This is a genomic window from uncultured Caulobacter sp. (genome assembly GCF_947036865.1).
In the GTDB taxonomy this organism is placed as follows: Bacteria; Pseudomonadota; Alphaproteobacteria; order Caulobacterales; family Caulobacteraceae; genus Caulobacter.
The window spans coordinates 1-19,587 of record NZ_CAMQSF010000023.1 but is presented as its reverse complement, the minus strand read 5'-3'; the positions used below and the strand labels follow the sequence as shown (position 1 = coordinate 19,587).

The window sequence follows — 19,587 nt, the reverse complement described above, 5'->3', positions numbered from 1 at the left end:
AACCATTTGGCTTTCGAAAGGAGCCGGTTCGGTGGACTACGACGAGCGTCAGGCGTGGATCGCGCTATGGATCGCGGTGTTCGGCGAGCCGCCGCCGGTGGAGCCCGAGCGCGAGCCGACGGCGCGGATCCTGGTCCAGCACCTGCCGCCGTCGCCGCCGTACGAGGTCAGGTCCCGAACTGAGTGAACGGCACGCGGTTGAAGAATTCCCGCTCGGCGCCGCGCGGATCGTCCTCCATCCGCGAGACCGTGTCGAACACCATCGTCTGGCGGCGCGGCAGGCCATAGGGCTCCCACTTCGGCAGCGCCCCGCCGTTGGGGTCGCCCGTGCGGGCGAAGGCGATGAAGGCGTCGCTCATGGTGTTCGACATGGCCACGGACTCCGGGCCGGTCCCGACGATCGAGCCCTTGGCGTCCAGCGTGCCGAACACCAGGCCGATGTCGATGGTGTGCGGCGCGCCGAAGACGCCGCCGTCCTTGGGCGACTTCCAGTTGACCTGATAGACATAGGCCGGGGCGCCGGCCTTGGCCCGTTCCTCGGCCTGGATGATCGCCGCCTTCCACGAGCGGCCGGCGGTCGAGGCGGCGAAATAGACGTCCGAAGGCGAATAGTTCGGATAGGTCCGGCGGTAGAAGGCCACGACCGTCTCGGGATCGATGTCGACGCGGGCGTTTAACTGGCCCGGCAGCCTGGCGATCACCTCGTCCCAGGTCTTGGGGAAGGCCTTGGCGTCGAAGCCGATGAAGCCCTTGGTCTCGTCGTGGGTGTTGCCGCACATCAGCGGCACGGACAGGCCGACCGGCGAGGCGTCGGGGAAGAACGGATGGCGGGTCAGGGTACGCTCGTCCAGCACCGGACCCATATAGACCCCGCCCGAGGCGGCGATCGGATCGACGGCCTTCAGGCCCTCCAGCATCTGCTCGGCCGGCAGGGCGCGCAGGGCGGCCAGGTCCTTGACGCCCAGCTTGTCCAGGAAGGCCTTGGCGCGGCGCGTGGCGTTGAACGGTCCGCCCACGGTGACCTGCTGGCCGCTCATGGTCGCGGCGCGGTGGAACAGGCCCTTGGCGGCCGGCATGGCCAGCAAGGTGGCGATCTTGGCGCCGCCGCCGGACTGGCCAAACAGCATCACCCGGCCCGGATCGCCGCCGAACCGCTCGATATTGTCGCGCACCCATTGCAGAGCCAGGACGAGATCCAACTGGCCGACATTGCCGCTGTCGGCCACCGACGGGTCGTTGAACAGCCGCGCCAGATAGAGATAGCCGAAGGCGTTGAGGCGGTGGTTGACCGTCACCACCACCACGTCGCCGCGCTTGGCGAGCTTGGTTCCCTCGTACCAGGGGCTGGCGCCAGAGCCGCCGTTATAGGCCCCGCCGTGGATGTAGAACATCACCGGCCGCTTGCCGCCGTCAGCCAGCCCGGCCTTGCCCGGCTTCGCGGGAGTCCAGACGTTCAGGAACAGGCAGTCCTCGGACAGGGTCTCGCCGTCCTCGCCCTTGCCCTGCTGCATCGAGGCGGGGCCGTAGGCGAGAGCGTCCTTCACGTCAGTCCACGGCTCGGGCCGAACCGGCGGCGTGAACCGCCGCGCGCCCCCTGTGTCGGCGCCGTAGCGCAGGCCCTTGAAGACGCTGACCTCGCCATCGAGATAGCCGCGCACCTTGCCGTTCGTCGTCGCCACCACCGGCGAGCGCTTCTCGGCCGTAAAGCCGGCGCGGGGCAGGGCGGCATAGGCGGCCAGGGCGGCGGCGCCGGTGATCAGGGCGCGGCGATTGGGGACGGTGTTCACGGGCTTCCTCCGACGCTTCTGGGGCGCGTCCGCCGAAGCGGTATCACGGATGACACCGGTGACAATCCCCTTTCGGACTTAGAGCCCCCGCACCGCCGCCGCGTGGTCGGCGATCACAGCCAGGGTCGAGGCGTCGGTGTCGAAGACGCCGTACAGGCCCTGCTCCTCCTGGGGCGGATCGCCGACGAAGGCCTTGTCGCCCGCCGCGAACCAGCCGTCGGCATGCTGCGCGCGGCCTTCGCCGTTCCAGGCCCAGAAGTTGGTTCCGGCGGTCGGGCCGCCGGCCTTCATGTCGGCCAGCGCCAGGTCGTAGATCGCGCGGTAGAAGCGGTCCTTGTCGGTGGCGGCCGAGCCGGGGGTCAGGGCGCGGGCGTCGCGGGCCAGGCCGAACTCCTCGATCACCAGCGGCTTTCCCAGCTGTCGAGCCAGGGCGATGTGGCGGGCGACATAGTCGCGGCAGCGGGCCTCGCCGGCGGCATAGGTCGCCGCCTGGTTCTTGGGGTCGATCCAGCCCCAGTTGTTGGGCCAGACGTGGGCGGTGACATAGTCGATCGTGGCGGGGCGATGGGCCGCGAGCACGCAGGCCTCGCTGCCCAGGCACCCGATGACGCCCTCGCTGCCCGTGCAGACCAGGTGCTTGGGGTCGAGGGTCTTGAGGATGGCCGAGGTCTCCTCGATCCAGTGCAGATAGGGCGGCAGGAGGCGGTCGAGATGGGCCTCCGTCCCGCCCGGGCGCGGCTCGTTGGCCAGTTGCCAGGCCATGATCGTCGGGTCCGCGCGATAGGCGCGGCCCGTGACCGTGTTGACCCGCCCGACCAGGCTCACGAGGTAGCGGCGGAAGAGGGCGTTGGCCTTGTCGTCGGCGTAGAAGCGGGCGGCGTAGTCGGGGTATTCCGGCCACGGATGGTTCGGGTCGCCGGCCGCGAACCAGGGCCCGTTTCCCGCCCAGTTCAGATAGGCCGGCATGCCGCCCGACCAGTCCCAGAAGTTGTTCAGATAGATCACCGCCTTCATGTCGCGGCGGGCCATCTCGGCCAGCAGGAAATCGAGACCCTTCAGCAGGTCCTGATCGTAGACGCCGGGCTGTTCCTGCACCGTGGGCGAGACGGCCGCCTTGGCCGGCGAGCGCTCGCCCGCGCCCAGGACCCGCAGATTGCCGACGCCCAGCGCCTTCAGCCGATCCAGCTCGCGCGTCAGCCGCTCGCGATCCCCGGCGCGGCCCGGCGAGCCCAGCCACGCGCCGTACCACAGGTTCGCGCCGACGAAGCGATAGGGGCGGCCATCGAGGGTCAGGCGGCCGTCCTTCACCGCGACGAAGCCTGTCGTCGGGTCCGGCGGCGCGTTTCGAGGCGCGGCCAACGCCGGGAGCGCCGCCCCGCCGGCCCAGAGACCCAGCGCGACCAGCCAATCGCGCCGGAGAAGGGTCACCGCGCCGCCCGCTTCGCGGCGTGGGCGACCGTCCAGTCGACGATCCGGGTCAAGGCCTCCGGGGCCAAGGTCTGCTCGATCTTACCGTATTCGTCCGGCAGGCCCGTCCCGGCCGTCTGGAAGAGATGGTTGAGGCCGGGCAAAGCCACGATCTCGACGTCCTTGTGGCCGGACAGCGCCTGACGGGTGGCGGCCAGGTTGGCGGCGGCGGGCACCTGGGTGTCCTTGGCGCCGTTGAGGGCCAGCACCGGAACCTGGACCGTCTTCAGAACCTCGGCGGGATGGGACTTCAGAAACTCGCGCCACCAGGGGACGGCCAGGGCCAGGACGGCGGCGCGTTGGGGCGCGCCGGCGGGGACGCCCTGCTGGTCCAGGACCGCCGAGAGCCGGGTTCGGGCGTCGTCGTCGTCGCGGGCGTCGCGCGCGGCCTCGAACCAGGCGCGCTTGGTCTTCAGCATCGCCGCGACCTCGCCCGCCGACGCGCCGGAGGCCTCGGCGATGGCGCGGTTCTGCGCGACGAGCAGCTCGAGTCCGTCGATCGCGGGTCCGGCCATCAGGACGAGGAAGGCGACGCGGGGGTCCTTGGCGGCGACCATCGGCGCGATCTGGCCGCCCTCGCTGTGCCCGATCAGGCCGATCCGATCCGGGTCGATGTCTCCGCGCGCTCGCAGGAAGGCGACGCCGGCCGCCACGTCGGTGGCGAACTGGCTGGTGGTGGCTCGCGCCAGGTCCCCGGCCTGAGAACCGCCCACGCCGCGATCGTCGACGCGCAGCACGGCCACGCCCCGGCGCGTCAGGGCGTCGGCGATCACCCAGAACGGTTTGTGGTCGAAGAAGGTCTCGTCACGATCCTGCTGGCCCGATCCGGTGATCAGCACCACGGCTGGAAAGGGACCGGCTCCCGGCGGCAGCGTCAGCGTTCCCGCCAACCTCAGGCCCGAGGCCGGATTGACGTAGGCGACCTCCTCGGCCCGGTAGGGAAACGGCGGCTGGGGCGTCTGCGGACGCTTGGGCGCGGGGGCGGCCGCCGGCGCGGTATGGCTCAGGGTCAAGGGAAGCCGAACCCCGCCCTGAATCCACTCGCCGACGAGCGTCTTACCGTCGGCCGACAGCGCGCCTTGGAAGCCGGCGGGAACCGCTTTCAGCGTCACGCTGAGCTTGCCGTCCGCCACCGTGGCGGCGGCGGCCAGGCCGACGGCGTGCTGGGCGGGGCTGTCGACGCTGGCGCCGCCATCGGCCGCCACGTGGATGACCAGCGGAACCTGGCCTCCGCCGGCGTTCAGCGCGCCATACCAATCCCCCGCGAAGGCCCCGGTCTGGGCCTGGGCGAGGCTCGGCGCGAGAAGGGCGGCGGCGATCGCCGCCGGGGTCAGGAAACGCATGGACTTCAAGCTCCCCCAAGGACGGGCGAGCTTAAGCCGATCGACCGCCGGTTGTGAAGGCGGCTACAGGTTCAGCAACGCCGGATCCCCGCCCTGGGCGGTGATGTTGACGCTCAGCGCCCGCTCGACGGCGAAGCGCAGCAGGGCGTGCGGACCGCCGGCCTTGGGACCGGTGCCCGACAGGCCCTCGCCGCCGAACGGCTGAACGCCGACCACGGCGCCGGTCATCGAGCGGTTGACGTAACAGTTGCCCGCCGGGACCAGCCGCTGGACGTCGGCCGCGAAGCTTTCGATCCGCGAATGGACGCCCAGGGTCAGGCCGTAGCGGCGGGCCGCCAGGGCGCCGGCGACCCGCTCGAGGTTCTCCGGCTTGTAGCGGACCACGTGCAGGATCGGGCCGAACACCTCGCGCTCCAGGAAGTCGGCGCTGGGGATCTCGGCCAGGACCGGGGCGAAGAAGGTCCCGTCCGTCGGCGCCTTCAGGGCGTGCAGCAGCTTGGCCTCGCGGCGCAGGCGGCCTTGGTGCTGCTCCAGGGCCTCGCGGGCCTCGGCGTCGATGACGGGGCCGACGTCGGTGACCGCCTGGGCCGGATCGCCGAGAACGAGGGCGTCCATCGCGCCCTTCAGGCCGTCGATGATGTGCTCGGCGGTGTCCTCGGGCAGGAACAGCAGGCGCAGGGCCGAGCAGCGCTGGCCGGCCGAGCCGAAGGCGCTGACGATCACGTCGTCGATCACCTGCTCGCGCTGGGCCGTGGTGTCGACGAACATGCCGTTGAGGCCGCCGGTCTCGGCGATGAACGGCACGATCGGACCTTGGCGGGCGGCGAGCGTCTGGTTGATCCGCCAGGCGGTGTCGGTGCCGCCGGTGAAGGCGACGCCGTCCAGGCCCTCGTGCGCGACCAGGGCCGCGCCGACGGTCTCGCCGCGACCGGGCAGCAGGGCCAGGAGGCGCGGATCGAGGCCGGCGGCGTGATAGAGCTTCACGGCCTCGGAGGCGATCAGCGGCGTCTGCTCGGCGGGCTTGGCCAGCACGGCGTTGCCGGCGGCCAGCGCCGCGGCGATCTGGCCGGTGAAGATGGCCAGCGGGAAGTTCCACGGGCTGATGCAGACGAAGACGCCGCGCCCGGCCAGGCGCAGGCTGTTGGTCTCGCCGACCGGGCCTTTCAGGATTTCGCCGTCGCCGAACTGGTCCTCGGCCAGGGCGGCGTAGTAGCGGCAGAAGTCGACCGCCTCGCGCACCTCGGCGATCCCGTCGGCCAGGGTCTTGCCGGCCTCGCGGGCCAGGATGGCGATCAAGCGGTCGATATCGGCCTCTAGCGCGTCGGCCATGGCGCGCAGCACCTTGGCGCGGGCGGCGCCGCCCGCCCGGTCCCAGGCCGGCTGAGCGGCGCGGGCCAGGCGGAAGGCCTCGTCGATCTGCGGCCCTTGCGCCTCGGAGACCGCGCCGACCACCTTGTGCTCGTCGGCCGGGGCGGTGACCGGCAGCGGCGGGCCGCCGGCGACGATCTTGCCGCCGATCAGCGGTCCGGCCGACAGGGTGAGCGCGTCGAGCGCCGCCACCGCCGCTTGCAGCCGCGCGCGATCGGCCTTCACCGACAGATCAAGGCCGGCGCTGTTCTTGCGGCGCGGGCCATAGACCTCGATCGGGGTCGGGATCTTGGCGTGGCGGTCGGGGTGGGCTTCCACCGCGTCGACCGGGTCGGTGACGACCTTCTCGACCGGCACGCGCTCGTCCAGCAAGGCGTGGACGAAGCTGGTGTTGGCGCCGTTCTCCAGCAGGCGGCGGACCAGATAGGGCAGCAGGTCCTCGTGGCCGCCCACCGGCGCGTAGGCGCGCAGCACGATCCCGTCATAGAGCTCGTCGGCGGCCTTATACAGCGCCTCGCCCATGCCGTGCAGACGCTGGTGCTCGATGGCGACGCCGGCGTTCTTGGCCATGCGAACCACGGCGGCCAGGGTGTGGGCGTTGTGGGTGGCGAACTGGGCGTAGAGGTGCGGGGCGGCGTCGATCAGGGCCTTGGCGTTGACCAGGTACGACAGGTCCGTGGCCGGCTTGGTCGTGTAGACCGGATAGTCCGGACGGCCGGCGACCTGGGCGCGCTTGATCTCGCTGTCCCAATAGGCGCCCTTGACCAGGCGGACCATCAGGCGGCGGCCGGTCTCCTCGGAGAGGGCGCGCAGCCGGGCGATCACCTCGCCGCAGCGCTTCTGATACGCCTGGACGGCCAGGCCCAGGCCCTTCCAGTCGCCCAGCGCCGGCTCGCGGCACAGCTTGTCCAGCAGCTTCAGCGACAGCGCCAGGCGGTCGGCCTCCTCGGCGTCGATGGTGAAGTTCAGGTCGTGCTTGGCCGCGATCAGGGCCAGGCGCAGGGTGCGGGGATAGAGCTCCTCCCAGACGCGGTCCTCGTGCGTGGCCTCGTAGCGCGGGCAAAGGGCCGAGAGCTTGACCGAGACGCCGTGGCCCTTTTCCGGACCCGCGCCCTTCGACAGCTTGCCGACCGTCTCGATGGCGTCGGCATAGGCCTTCTCGTAGCGCGCGGCGTCGGCCGCGGTGCGGGCGCCTTCGCCCAGCATGTCGAACGAGCACATGGTGTCTTCGTGCGCGGCGCGCTTGATGGCCGCCTCGATCGTGCGGCCCAGCACGAACTGCTCGCCCATGATGCGGATGGCCTGGCCGACGGCGGCGCGGATGACGGGCTCGCCGAGGCGGCCGGCCAGCTTCTTGACGAAGCCCGGCAGGTCCTTTTTGGCCTCGTCGTCGGGCTCGACGATCTTGCCGGTCAGCATCAGGCCCCAGGTCGAGGCGTTGACGAACAGGCTGTCGGAGCCGCCCAGGTGGCTGGCCCAGTCGGCCGAACCGATCTTCTCGGCGATCAGCTTGTCGCGCGTCTCGTCGTCCGGCGTGCGCAGCAGGGCCTCGGCCAGGCACATCAGGGCCAGGCCCTCGCGGGTGCCGAGCGAGAATTCCTGCAGGAAGCTCTCGACCACGCCCTGCTTGCGGACGCCGCGGCGGGCGCCCCGGACCAGGGCCTCGGCCTCGGCGCGGACGGCGGCCCGATCCTCGTTGGACAGGGGCTTGGCGGCCAAGAGGTCGGCGATCACCGCCGCTTCGTCCCGATACTTGCCGTCGTCCAGCGAATCCCAGTCGGTCATGATCGATCCTGTCTTTGGAATATCGTCGGTTTAACGCGACTTCGACCGAAGGTGCTTCGTTTGTAGCGCGCCGCTCTTGTATCGCGTTCGGCCAAAGGCCGCCAAACGCGCGTCCGCTCCAGCGCGGCCGGAGCGGCGCGGCGCGGGCTGGCGAAGCGTGGCGGTTGGGGAGGGAGGAAGGGGCGCTTGCTTGGGGAGACCGCGCCCCTTCCTCTCTAGCGCGACGCCCTGTTGGGGGAGAGGGGCGAGCGTCGCGTCGGTTCCATCCCGACGGCGGTGGCCGTCGACGCGGGGCGCCCTTCGAGGAGGGGGGAGAGAGGCGCCCGACGAGACTGGAACGATCGAGGGTGTACCCCTGACGCAGCCGAATGTGCTACGTTTGTCGCCACTAAATTCCGAAGCTTGTTCGAAGAAAGTTCAAGATGGCCAGTTCTGCTCTGGATGACACCGATCGCCGGCTGTTGAAGGTTCTGCAGGCCGATGGGCGGATCACCAACGCCGAACTGGCCAAGCGCTGCAACCTTTCGCCGGCGGCGACCTTCGACCGGGTCCGGCGGCTGCGCGAGCGCGGCTACATCACCGGCTACGCCGCCCTGCTGGACCCGGCCAAGGTCGATCGGGCGCTGCTGATCTTCGTCGAGGTGGTGCTGGACCGGACGACCCGAGAGGTGTTCGAGGACTTCGCCGCCTCGGTGCGACGGGCGCCGGAGATCCTGGAATGCCACATGGTGGCCGGGGGCTTCGACTATCTGATCAAGGCCCGGGTGCGCGACATGGACGCCTATCGCAGCTTCCTCGGCGACATTCTGGTCAAGATGCCAGGGGTGCGCGAGACACGGACCTATGCCGTCCTCGAAGAGGTCAAGAGCACCGTGCAGCTGCCGCTGTGAACTCTAATTGCCCTGCGAGTGAAACAGAGCGTCAAGGATCGAAGGTTGCGCGAGACAGGCAGTGCTGATCGCCGCCAAAGACAGCAAGCTCGCCAGAACAATACCCGCCACGATCGGCAGGTCTTTACGCTCACGCATCGCAACCTCGCTGAGCCGAATCTGTTCACGGTTTTATTTACTACAAAGGCGGACGGGCGTCCGCGAAGGCCCCCAATACGGGTACGGCTTGGCGTCCTCGAGCCTCGGGTAAAATCCTCGAAAGCGCTCGAGGCTCATGGCGACGGGCTCTAGCGTTCACGCTGGCGGAAGGCGGCGACCTTGGCGCGGTTGCCGCACGCGCTCATCGAGCACCACCGACGGTCCCCCGCGCGCGAGGTGTCCAGGAACAGGATCGCGCAGGTGGGGCCTTGGCACTGGCGGACGCGCTGCCCGTCGGGACCGCCCAGGAGCTCGATGGCTTCGCGCGCGACGCTGGCCAGCAGGGCGCGGACGCCGCCGTGCAACCTCCTGTCGCCCGCCGGGTCGAGCCACGGCGCGGCGGCGGGCTGGGCGGCGAAGGCGTTGAGCGCCTCGCGTCCCGCGTCGGGCAAGGCGCGACCTTCGGCTCGCGCGGTCGCCAGGGCGTAAAGCGCCTCGCGAAGGGCGCGCGCGGCGAGGAGATCGTCGGCGGTGGAGCCCGCGGCGCGGTCGGTCAGGCCGGCGGCGACCAGCCAGCGGTCGAGGTCCGCCGGCGCGTTCAGGCTTTCCCGATGGGCGCCGCTGATCCGTCCCGCCAGGGTGGCGGTCAGATCGAGCGGCAGCCTGCCGCCTCTGAAACGAAAACCGTCGCGGGTCTCTTCGGAGCGGGACGTCACGAATCCTCACGTGAAACCAGATTGACAGGTTAGGGCGCCTCCCGCAGTCTGCGCTACTAACCTGTTCAACAAGTTACATGGGTGCGACATGCGTGGAATGAAAGCGGGCTTGGCGTTCGCCCTGGCCCTGACCATGACCCAAGCGATGACGGGTGCGGCGCGCGCCGACGACTTTCCGTTGGCCGGAACCTGGACCCTGACGCTCGCGGACCAGATCACCGCGAGCGGGGCGCGAGCGCACGACTATGGCGAGGCGCCCAAGGGCCGGCTGATGATCGACAGCCAGGGCCGCTACAGCCTGCAGATTTACAAGAGCGAGCGGACGGGGTTCGCCTCGGGCGACAAGAAGCGGGGGACGGCCGAGGAATATGCGGACGCGGTGCTGGGCTCCTCGACCCACTATGGGACGATCGTCATCGACGACGTCCGCCACGCGCTGCTCTTCAAGATCGCGGGGGCGTCGTTCAAGACCTGGGAAGGCTCGACTCAGGCCCGCCCCTATGTGCTGAACGGCGACGTGCTGAGCTATCGCGTGCCGGCGCGGCCGGACGGCTCCACGGCGATCTCGGAATGGAAGCGGGACCGGTAGGCCCCCGAAAGGGTGGAAGGGCGCCTCCAGGGATGGGGGGGAGGAGAGCGCCCTTCCGTTCGCGACCATCGGGGGTGGGGGATGATGGCCAGCGAACTTCCCCGGCGCGCCGGGGAAGGCGTGATCGCTCAGGCGGCGGGCGCGCCGCCGCCGAGCGTCTTATAGAGGGTGACGAGATTGGTCGCTCGCGCCAGGCGCGCGGTGATCAGGCCCTGCTGGGCGGTATATAGGGTGCGTTGGGCGTCCAGAACAGTCAGGGCGCTGTCGATTCCAGCGTCGCGACGCTGGCGCGAGAGATCCTGCGCGCTGGCCGCCGCCGTCACCAGGCGCTGCTGGGCCGCGACCCGGTCGGCGACCGTGGCCCGCACCGACAGCGCGTCGGAGACCTCGCGGAACGCCGCCTGCACCGTGCGCTCATAGGTGGCCACGGCGATGTCGCGGCTGGCCTCCGCGCCGCGCAGATTGGCGACATTGGCGCCGCCCGCGAAGATCGGCAGGCTGATCTGCGGCACGAAGCTCCAGGCGCCGGTTCCGCTCTTGAACAGGCCGTCGAGCGCGGTGCTGGTCGTGCCCGTCGAGCCGGTCAGGCTGATGCGCGGGAAGAAGGCCGCCCGCGCCGCGCCGATGTCGGCGTTGGCGCCGCGCAGCTGATGCTCGGCGGCCAGCACGTCGGGCCGGCGGACCAGCACGTCCGACGGCAGGCCGGCCGGCAGGTCGGCCAGGATCTGGGCGTCGGCCAGGCCGCCGTTGGGCAGCAGGTCGGCGGGCGTGTCGCCGCCGGCCAGCAGCGTCAGGGCGTTGCGGTCCTGAGCGACCTGGGCGGTGTAGACCGCGACGTCCGAGCGCGCGGTCTCGGCCAGGATCTGGGCGTTGCGCAGGTCGGCCAGCGAACCGACCCCGCCGTCCACCTGCTGCTGGACCAGGCGCAGCGACTCCTCGCGGGTGCGCAGGGTGTCGCGGGCCAGCGCCAGGCGATCCTGGTCGGCGGCCAGGGTCAGCCAGGCGTTGGCGGTCTCGGCGATCAGGCTGATCCGCGCCGACCGGCTGGTTTCCTGGGTGGCCAGGAAGCTCTGCAAGGCCGCGTCGTTCAGGCTGCGCACCCGCCCGAACAGGTCCAGCTCATAGGCGGTGAAGCCGATCGTGGCGCTATAGACCTCGGTGTCGAAGGCCTTGCCGGTCTGGGAGACCGACGCCGGGGTGCGCGAGCGGGTCTCGCTGGCGCCGGCGTTGACGGCGGGGAACAGCTCCGCGCGCTGGACGCCATACTGGGCCCGCGCCCGCTCGATGTTCAGCACCGCCACCCGCAGGTCGCGGTTGCGCTTCAGAGCCAGGTCGACGACGCCGCGCAGGCGCGGGTCGATCAGCACCTGGCGCCAGTCGAGGTCGGCGGCCGTGACCGAGCCGGTCGCTTCGGGCGTCGGCGTCGACCAGGTCTGGGCCACCGGCAGGGCCGGGCGCTCGTACTTGGGGGCGAGCGCGCAGGCGCCCAGCGCCGTCGAGGCGGCGAGGATCAGGATGAGGTTACGCGACATGATCAATGCGCCTCCGAGGTCTCGCCGCGCTCGGCGACGGCCTGGTCGTGGCCCTTGTGCTTGGGCTTGAAGACCCGCTCGACCACCACGAAGAACAGCGGGACGAAGAAGATCGCCAGCAGGGTGGCCGACAGCATGCCGCCGATCACGCCGGTGCCGATGGCGTGCTGCGCGCCCGATCCGGCCCCGTTGGAGATGGCCAGGGGCAGCACGCCGAACACGAAGGCCAGCGAGGTCATGATGATCGGGCGCAGACGGATGCGCACCGCCTCCAGCGTGGCGTCGACCAGCGACAGGCCCTTTTCGTAGAGGTCCTTGGCGAACTCGACGATCAGGATGGCGTTCTTGGCGGCCAGGCCCATGGTCGTCAGCAGCCCCACTTGGAAGTAGATGTCGTTGCTGAGGCCGCGGGCGAAGGTCGCCAGCAGGGCGCCGATCACGCCCAGCGGGATGACCATGATCACCGCCAGCGGGATCGACCAGCTCTCATAGAGGGCCGCTAGCAGCAGGAACACTACGAGGATCGAGATGGCGTAGAGGGCCGGCGCCTGGTTGCCCGACTCGCGCTCCTGGGCCGACAGGCCGGTCCATTCGAAGCCGATGCCCGGCGGCAGCTGGGCGGCCAGCTTCTCCATGGCGTCCATGGCCTGGCCCGAGCTCCTGCCCGGCGCCGGCGCGCCCTGGATGTTGGTCGAGGACAGGCCGTTATAGCGCTCCAAACGCGGCGAGCCGAAGGTCCAGCTGGCCGAGGCGAAGGCGGGGAACGGGACCATCTGGCCCTGGTTGTTGCGCACGTACCAGCGGTTCAGGTCCTCGGGCGTCATGCGGAACGGCGCGTCGGCCTGCATGTAGACCTTCTTCACCCGGCCACGATCGATGAAGTCGTTGACGTAGCTCCCGCCCCAGGCGGCGCTGAGGGCGCTGTTGATGTCGGCGGTGGTCAGGCCCATGGCGCCGGCCTTGGCCTGGTCGACCTCGATCTTCAGCTGCGGGGTGTCGTCCTGGCCGTTGGGGCGCACGCCGGCCAGGTTCGGGTCCTTGGAGGCCATGCCCAGCATCATGTTGCGGGCGTTCATCAGGGCCTCGTGGCCGACGCCGCCGGTGTCCTGCAGCTGGAAGTCGAAGCCCGACGAGGTGCCCAGCTCCGGCACGGCCGGCGGGATCACGGCGAACACCATGGCGTCGCGGATGCCGCCGAACACGCCCATCGCCCGACCCGCGACGGCCTGCGCCTTGAGCTTGCCGGCCTTCCGCAGGTCGAAGTCCTTGAGCCGCACGAAGGCCAGGCCCGCGTTCTGGCCCGCGCCGCTGAAGCTGAAGCCCGAGACGGTGAACACCGACTGCACGGCGTCCTTCTCGTCGTTGAGGAAGTGGTCGCGGACGGTGTCGAGCACCGAGAGCGTCCGCTCCTGGGTCGCGCCCGGCGGCAGCTGGACGAGGGTGATCATGATCCCCTGGTCCTCTTCCGGCAGGAAGGCGCTGGGCAGGCGGATGAACAGCAGGCCCATGGCCACGATGATCGCGGCGTAGATGGCCATCCAGCGGCCGCCCTTGCCCAGGACGCCGCGCACGGCCCCTTGGTAGCGGTTGGAGGCGTCGTTGAAGCTGCGATTGAACCAGCCGAAGAAGCCGGTCTTCTCGTCGTGGTGACCGGCCTGGACCGGCTTCAGCAGCGTGGCGCAGAGCGCCGGGGTCAGGATCAGGGCCACGATCACCGACAGGCCCATCGCCGAGACGATGGTGATCGAGAACTGGCGATAGATCACGCCCTGCGAGCCGCCGAAGAAGGCCATCGGCACGAACACCGCGGCCAGCACCAGGGCGATGCCGATCAGGGCGCCGGTGATCTCGCTCATCGACTTGCGCGTCGCCTCGACCGGCGAGAGGCCCTCCTCGGACATCACCCGCTCGACGTTCTCGACCACGACGATGGCGTCGTCGACCAGGAGGCCGATGGCCAGCACCAGGCCGAACATGGTCAGGGTGTTGATCGAGTAGCCGAAGGCGGCCAGCACGCCGAACGTGCCCAAGAGCACGACCGGCACGGCGATGGTCGGGATCAGGGTCGCGCGCCAGTTCTGCAGGAACAGGAACATGACGATGAACACCAGCACGATGGCTTCGATCAGCGTCTTGACGACTTCCTCGATCGACAGCTTCACGAACGGGGTGGAGTCGTAGGGGACCACGTACTTGTAGTTGGCCGGGAAGCTCTTCTCGAGCTGGGCCATCTTGGCCTTGACCGCCGCGGCGGTGTCGAGCGCGTTGGCGCCGGGGGCCAGGCGGATGGCGAGACCGGCGGCGGGGTGGCCGTTGAACTTGGCGACCGAGCCGTAGTTCTCGGCCCCCAGCTCGACGCGGGCCACGTCGGCCAGGCGCACGGTGGCGCCGCCGGCGCTGTTCTTGACGATGATCTGGCGGAACTGCTCGGGCGTCTGCAGGCGCGACTGGGCCGTGATCGTCGCGTTCAGCCCCGTGCCCGGCAGGTTCGGCGTGCCCCCGATCTGGCCGGCCGAGACCTGGGCGTTCTGGGCGCGGATCGCGGCGGCGACGTCGGCGGGGGTCAGGCTGAAGCTGGCCAGCTTCTGCGGGTCCAGCCAGATGCGCATCGCGTACTGCGCGCCGAACAGCTGGATGTCGCCGACGCCGTCGACGCGGCTCAGCGGGTCCTGGATGTTCGAGGCCAGATAGTCGGCGACGTCGGTGTTGGTGACCTTGGGGTCCTCGGAATAGAGGCCCACCACCATCATGAAGTTCCGCGCCGACTTGGCGACCGTCAGGCCTTGCTGCTGCACTTCCTGCGGCAGCAGGGCGGTGGCGGTTTGCAGCTTGTTCTGCACCTGCACCTGGGCGATGTCGATGTTGGTCCCGGCCTTGAAGGTCAGGGTCAGGGACGCCGCGCCGGAGCTGTCGCTGGTCGACGACATGTACTCCAGGCCGTCCAGGCCCTTCATCTTCTGCTCGAGGACCTGGGTGACGCTGTCCTCGACCGTCTTGGCCGAGGCGCCGGGATAGACGGCCGACACCGTCACTTGCGGCAGGGCGATGCTGGGATACTGCGCGATCGGCAGGGTCCGGATGGCGAGCGCCCCGGCCAGCATGATCACGATGGCGATGACCCACGCGAAGATGGGCCGGTCGATGAAGAAACGCGAAAGCATCCTGGGCCCGCCTTAGTGTTGGGCTTGCGGGGCGGCGGGCTTGGAGCCGGCCGGCACGGGTTTGATCGGCGCGCCGGGGCGCATCTTCATCAGGCCCTCGACGATGACCTTGTCGCCGGGACGCAGGCCGCCGGTGACGAGCCACTTGTCGCCCAGCGTCTGGCCCAGCGTGACCGGGCGAGGCTCGGCCTGGCCCTGGGCGTTGACCAGCATCACCGTGGCGCCGCCCTTGGGGTCGCGGTTGATCGCCGTCTGCGGGACCAGGATGCCGCCGGCCGCCACGCCTTGGCCGAGGACGGCGCGGACGTACATGCCCGGCAGCAGCACGCCGTCGGGGTTGGGGAACACCGCCCGCAGCGTCACCGAGCCGGTGCCCGGATCGACGGTGACGTCCGAGAATTCCAGCCGGCCCGGCAGCGGATAGGTCGAGCCGTCCTCCAGCTTCAGGCTGACCTGCGCAGCGCTGGCCTGGCCCAGCTTGCCGCTGGCGAACTGCTGCTTCAGCTTCAGGAGCTCGGCCGAGGTCTGGGTCAGGTCGACATAGACCTTCGACAGATCCTGCACCGTGGCCAGGGCGGCGGCCTGGTTGGCCGTGACCAGGGCGCCGGGCGTGACGCTGCTCTTGCCGACGCGGCCGGAGATCGGCGCGGCGACCTTGGTGTAGTTCAGATTGATCCGCGCGTTGTCCAAGGCGGCCTTCTGCACCGCGACGGCGGCGGCGGTCTGGGCCGCGGTGGCCTGGGCGTCGTCATTGTCCTGCTTGGACACCGCCCCGGTCTCGACCAGGGTCCTGTAGCGGTCGGCTCTCAGCTTGGCCGCGGTGGCGGTGGCCTGGGCCTGGGCGAGGGCGGCCGCGGCGCTGTTGTAGGCCGCCTGATAGGTCGCCGGATCGATCTGATAGAGCGACTGGCCGGCGCGCACATACGAACCTTCCTGGAACAGCCGCGCCTTGATCACGCCGCCGACCTGCGGACGCACGTCCGACACCAGGAACGCCGAGGTCCGACCGGAAAGCTCGGTGGTCAGACCCACCGACTGGCTCTGGACCACGATGTAGCCGACCTCGGCCGGGCCGCCCATGCCCATGCCGCCGCCGGGCTTCTGGCCACAGGCGGCGAGGGTGAGGGCGATGGCGGCGAGACCGACGGCCGCCGTCGCGGCCGAGCGTTGAAAGAGCATGTCTGACCCCGGGTGCGGTGGCTTCGTTGGCTCTTGCCCTTGACGAAACCGGCATGATGAACAATTTGAGAATGAACGTTCATTCTCAGGCGGGCTGGACTTAGGCGCGGTAGTGTCGCAAGTCAAGGTCGGCCCTTCGAGAATGCGGCTGACCTAACGGAAATGTAATGCCCACCAGGATTCTCCCCAAGGGGACCCGCGATGATTGACGAGCCGTCCTCGAACCGTCCGTCGCCGGAGTCGCGCCGCCAGCAGATCCTGGACGCGGCGTGCGAGCGGGTGCGCCAGTCTGGCTTCCATGGCGCCAGCATGGCCGACATCGCCAAGGCCGCTGGGCTCTCGGTCGGCCAGATCTATCGCTATTTCGAGAACAAGGAGGCGATCATCGCCGCCATCGTCGCCCAGGACCTGGCCGAGATGCGCGACAAGTTCGCCGAACTGGAAAGCCAGCCGGGCACCCTGCTCGACGCGATCGAGGACCATCTGCCCGAGGCCATCGAAAAGTCCTTCGACCCGCGCCGCGCGGCCCTGGCCCTGGAGGTGGTGGCCGAGGCGGCGCGCAATCCCAAGGTCGCCGCCATCGTCCGCGCCGCCGACCAGCAGGAGCGCGACCTGGCCCGCGTGATGATGGAGCGCAACCGTCGCCCCGAATGGAGCGAGGCCGAGTTCCAGGCTCGCTGCGAGGCGGTCGGCATGATCTTCGACGGCCTGCTGATGCGCGGCGTCAACCACCCCGAGGTCGACCGCGAGGCCATGGCCGCGGTGCTGCGCTCGGCCGTGCGGCACCTGCTGAGCTGACGCGCTTTTGCGCTGGCGAAGGACACGGCGCCGACTGGACCGACGCGCGTTCGACGGGCTATCCACGATCAGAGGTCGTGGGTGGAGCCAACAAGCGTGAGGCGCTTCTCGTTCGGCGTGGTGATCGCCCTGTTTCTGACGACGCAGGCTCGGGCCGAACTCGCGCCGGTGCGTTATGTCCTGTCGCCCGTGATCGAAAAGGGCGCTCTTCGCGCCCTCGCCGTCGATATCGACTTCAAGGCCGACCTCAGCGGCGTCACGCGGCTGCGGTTCTTCGACCATGTCGAGAGCGAGAAGCGCCCCGGCCGATACGCCGAGGATCTGGTCATCACGGGCGCCGACCGCGTCACGCCCTTGGACGGCGATCAGACCGAAATCCGCTCCGCGCCCGGGGCTCCCTTGCATGCGCGCTATCGGATCCGCTCGGGCTACGCCGCGCCGCCGACCACGCAGGACGTCGATCAGACCCGGCCGATCATCCTTCCGGACTGGTTCTACACGGCGGGCGAGATGGTCTTCGCCTTTCCCGCGGGCCGACGCGACGCCCCGGCGACCTTCACATGGGCGGGCGCCCCCGAGGGGTTCGCCTTCGACTCCAACCTGACCCACCCTGGCGCCCGGACGGTCGAGGACATCCTACACAGCATCTTGATCGGCTCGCCACGCCTGCGGACGATCCGAGGCGGGGGACGCGACGCGGGCCTGCGCATCGCCGCGCTCGGCGCGTTCGATCGGTTCGACGACCCAGCCTTCGCCGAAGCCGCCTTCGCCGTGGTCCGCGCCGAGCGCGCCTTCTGGGGGGATCGGGCCCGCGCGCCGTTCCTGATCGCGTTGGCGCCGCTGCGGACCCAGGTCTTCGAGTCCTACAGCGGACGCGGCCTCGACGGCGCCTTCGCCCTCTGGGTGGGGACCTCGCTCACGCTGAAGGAGGTGCTTCCCCTGCTGGCCCATGAGCACTTCCACGCCTGGAACCCGGCGCAGCTGGGCGCCCAGGACGCCGATCGCTCCAGCGCCTGGCTGTCCGAGGGCTTCACCGACTTCTACACCAAGCGGATGCTGCTTCGGGCGGGAATGATGGATCTCCCGGCCTATGTCGCGTCGTGGAACGAGTGGCTGCGCGCCTATGGCGTTTCTCCGGCGCGCAATGCGCCAGAGGCCCGGATCGCGCAGGCCTATTGGACCGACCACGATGTGGAGGAGATCACCTACAAGCGCGGCGCCATGCTGGCGGCGCTGTTCGATGCGCAGCTGCGCCGGAGCGGCAAGAGCCTGGACGCGGTGATGCGGGAGATGCGCTCGCGCTACCGCCACGCGCCCGAGAGCCGTCTGCGCGTGAACTTCGAGGCGGCGTTCCAGACGGTCGCGGGCCGTTCGGCCTTGGCGGACATCGATCGCTACGAGACTCGAGGGGAGACCTTGTCCCTCCCGACGGACGCCTTCGCCTGCCTGCAATTACGGACGGTGACCCAGCCGGCCTTCGACCTCGGTTTCGACGCCGATGCGACGGCCGAGGCCGGCCACTTCACGGGCGTCGATCCCGCTGGACCGGCCTATGCCGCCGGCTTGCGCGATGGCATGACGCGGCTCGGGCGCGAGGGCGGCGCAATGAACGACTCCAGCGTCGAGATCGTCTACCGCGTGACGGACGCAACCGGACAGGAGCGCGTTATCCGTTACCGGCCAGTGGGCAAGACGATGGTGACCTTCCAACGGTTGGAGGTCCCCGCTGGTCTCTCGCCGGCCAGGACGCGCGCGTGCGTCAGGACGCTGGGCGGCCCAGGCGCGCGTTGAGAGCGTCGAAGGGGCGTTACCCGGCCTCGGCCAGCCGCAGCCCGCCTTCCGCCAGCGCCGTCCAGGCGGTCTCGGCGTCGTCGGCGAAGCGCAGCAGGTCAAGGTCGGCGGCGTCGATCATGCCGTGCTCGACCAGGCCGTCGAAATTGATCACCCCGCGCCAATAGGCCTCGTCGAACAGGACGATCGGGATCGGCGGCGCCTTGTCGGTCTGGCGCAGGGTCAGGATCTCGAACAGCTCGTCGAAGGTGCCAAAGCCGCCGGGGAACACCACCAGGGCGTTGGCGCGCATGGCCAGGTGCATCTTGCGCATGGCGAAGTAGTGGAAGCGGAAGGTCAGGTCCGGCGTGCAGTAGGGATTGGGCGTCTGCTCGCGGGGCAGGGTGATGTTGAAGCCGATGCTGGGCGCGCCGGCCTCGTAAGCGCCGCGATTGGCCGCCTCCATAACGCCCGGGCCGCCGCCGGTGGCGATGACGTTGTCGCGGACGTGCTCGCCGGTCTCCAGCCTGGCGCCGCCGCGCTCGGAGACGATCCGGCCCAGGCGCCGCGCCTCTTCGTACCAGTGGGCCTGCCGGCCCGGGCCGTTTTCGCGCACGCGGGCGCTGCCGAACACCACGACGGTCGAGCGCACGCCCCAGCGGCGCAGGGTCTCGTCGGCCTTCGCGAACTCCAGCAGGAACCGCACGCCGCGCATCGACTCGCCGAGCAGGAAGTCCTGGTCCAGCGCCGCCAGCCGGTAGGACGGCGAGGTCAGCTGCGCATGGTTGTCGGGGGCGGAAGACGGGGCGGGGATCTCGGTCACGGAGGGTCTCGGCTTGTGAAGACGCCAGACTAAGCGCCCGCTCCCCGCAAGTCTTGACCTGGATCAGGGCAGCAGGTCGCGCCCCAGTTCCGGAACCGCCTCGGCCAGGGCCTTGGCCATCAGCGCCGAGACCTGGTCGGCGCCCTCGGGGCCGAGGTGGGTGTAGTCGAACACCGGCTTGAAGACGCCCATCGGCGAGGGCGGCGCCGGCGGCGCGGCCGGCGGCCGGGGCGGGACGACG

The 19,587-nt window shown here is 70.1% G+C and carries 15 protein-coding genes; 5 read left to right on the top strand and 10 right to left on the bottom strand.

All coding sequences use genetic code 11. The features are described 5' to 3' along the window. Positions 1 to 31: 31 nt before the first annotated feature. A complete protein-coding gene (locus Q0V34_RS13225) occupies positions 32 to 187 on the top strand; it encodes a hypothetical protein (RefSeq protein ID WP_297512628.1) in 156 nt (51 codons plus the stop codon). Here the strand turns inward: Q0V34_RS13225 and Q0V34_RS13220 are convergent. The 4 genes from Q0V34_RS13220 to putA all read right to left on the bottom strand — a co-directional run bounded on the left by Q0V34_RS13220 (position 168) and on the right by putA (position 7,750). Further along, positions 168 to 1,787: a carboxylesterase/lipase family protein gene (locus Q0V34_RS13220; protein WP_297512626.1), complete on the bottom strand. Its 1,620-nt coding sequence runs from the start codon at positions 1,785 to 1,787 to the stop codon at positions 168 to 170. The genes Q0V34_RS13225 and Q0V34_RS13220 overlap by 20 nt on opposite strands. Before the next feature lie 78 nt (positions 1,788 to 1,865). Further along, positions 1,866 to 3,215, bottom strand: coding sequence for a mannanase (locus tag Q0V34_RS13215; protein WP_297512625.1), 1,350 nt, complete (start codon positions 3,213 to 3,215; stop codon positions 1,866 to 1,868). Continuing rightward, positions 3,212 to 4,597, bottom strand: a complete 1,386-nt coding sequence (locus tag Q0V34_RS13210; RefSeq protein WP_297512623.1) for an alpha/beta fold hydrolase — start codon at positions 4,595 to 4,597, stop codon at positions 3,212 to 3,214. The genes Q0V34_RS13215 and Q0V34_RS13210 overlap by 4 nt, the downstream gene beginning before the upstream one ends. A gap of 63 nt (positions 4,598 to 4,660) precedes the next feature. Beyond that, positions 4,661 to 7,750 carry a bifunctional proline dehydrogenase/L-glutamate gamma-semialdehyde dehydrogenase PutA gene (gene putA, locus Q0V34_RS13205; RefSeq protein ID WP_297512621.1) on the bottom strand — a complete coding sequence of 1,030 codons (3,090 nt, stop codon included), beginning with the start codon at positions 7,748 to 7,750 and terminating at the stop codon, positions 4,661 to 4,663. Positions 7,751 to 8,172: 422 nt separating this feature from the next. On the opposite strand from putA, the gene Q0V34_RS13200 reads away from it, so the two are divergent. Then, entirely contained in the window at positions 8,173 to 8,640 is a 468-nt protein-coding gene (locus Q0V34_RS13200) for an Lrp/AsnC ligand binding domain-containing protein (RefSeq protein WP_297512619.1), read from the top strand. 3 nt (positions 8,641 to 8,643) lie between these two features. Here Q0V34_RS13200 and Q0V34_RS13195 read toward each other — a convergent pair whose 3' ends face one another. Continuing rightward, the gene (locus tag Q0V34_RS13195) at positions 8,644 to 8,778 is read right to left on the bottom strand and encodes a hypothetical protein (RefSeq protein WP_297512616.1); all 135 of its coding nucleotides are present in this window, start codon (positions 8,776 to 8,778) and stop codon (positions 8,644 to 8,646) included. Between the two features lie 149 nt (positions 8,779 to 8,927). Beyond that, positions 8,928 to 9,494 carry an ABATE domain-containing protein gene (locus Q0V34_RS13190; RefSeq protein ID WP_297512615.1) on the bottom strand — a complete coding sequence of 189 codons (567 nt, stop codon included), beginning with the start codon at positions 9,492 to 9,494 and terminating at the stop codon, positions 8,928 to 8,930. Positions 9,495 to 9,582: 88 nt separating this feature from the next. Here Q0V34_RS13190 and Q0V34_RS13185 point away from each other — a divergent pair, with 88 nt between their 5' ends. Further along, positions 9,583 to 10,083, top strand: a complete 501-nt coding sequence (locus Q0V34_RS13185) for a lipocalin-like domain-containing protein (RefSeq protein WP_297512613.1) — start codon at positions 9,583 to 9,585, stop codon at positions 10,081 to 10,083. Positions 10,084 to 10,211: 128 nt separating this feature from the next. Here the strand turns inward: Q0V34_RS13185 and Q0V34_RS13180 are convergent, their stop codons facing one another. From Q0V34_RS13180 to Q0V34_RS13170, 3 genes are read right to left on the bottom strand one after another with little or no spacing between them, the layout of a single operon-like run. Further along, positions 10,212 to 11,615 carry an efflux transporter outer membrane subunit gene (locus Q0V34_RS13180; RefSeq protein ID WP_297512612.1) on the bottom strand — a complete coding sequence of 468 codons (1,404 nt, stop codon included), beginning with the start codon at positions 11,613 to 11,615 and terminating at the stop codon, positions 10,212 to 10,214. A 2-nt stretch (positions 11,616 to 11,617) separates the two neighbouring features. Continuing rightward, positions 11,618 to 14,776 (bottom strand): efflux RND transporter permease subunit, encoded by a 3,159-nt coding sequence (locus Q0V34_RS13175; protein ID WP_297512610.1) that lies wholly within the window; start codon positions 14,774 to 14,776, stop codon positions 11,618 to 11,620. Between the two features lie 12 nt (positions 14,777 to 14,788). Further along, a complete protein-coding gene (locus Q0V34_RS13170) occupies positions 14,789 to 15,955 on the bottom strand; it encodes an efflux RND transporter periplasmic adaptor subunit (RefSeq protein WP_297512608.1) in 1,167 nt (388 codons plus the stop codon). A gap of 201 nt (positions 15,956 to 16,156) precedes the next feature. On the opposite strand from Q0V34_RS13170, the gene Q0V34_RS13165 reads away from it, so the two are divergent. Beyond that, positions 16,157 to 16,753 carry a TetR/AcrR family transcriptional regulator gene (locus Q0V34_RS13165; RefSeq protein WP_297512606.1) on the top strand — a complete coding sequence of 199 codons (597 nt, stop codon included), beginning with the start codon at positions 16,157 to 16,159 and terminating at the stop codon, positions 16,751 to 16,753. A gap of 96 nt (positions 16,754 to 16,849) precedes the next feature. Further along, positions 16,850 to 18,544, top strand: a complete 1,695-nt coding sequence (locus tag Q0V34_RS13160; RefSeq protein WP_297512604.1) for a hypothetical protein — start codon at positions 16,850 to 16,852, stop codon at positions 18,542 to 18,544. Positions 18,545 to 18,560: 16 nt separating this feature from the next. Here Q0V34_RS13160 and Q0V34_RS13155 read toward each other — a convergent pair whose 3' ends face one another. Then, entirely contained in the window at positions 18,561 to 19,337 is a 777-nt protein-coding gene (locus tag Q0V34_RS13155) for a TIGR00730 family Rossman fold protein (RefSeq protein ID WP_297512691.1), read from the bottom strand. Positions 19,338 to 19,587 lie beyond the last annotated feature (250 nt).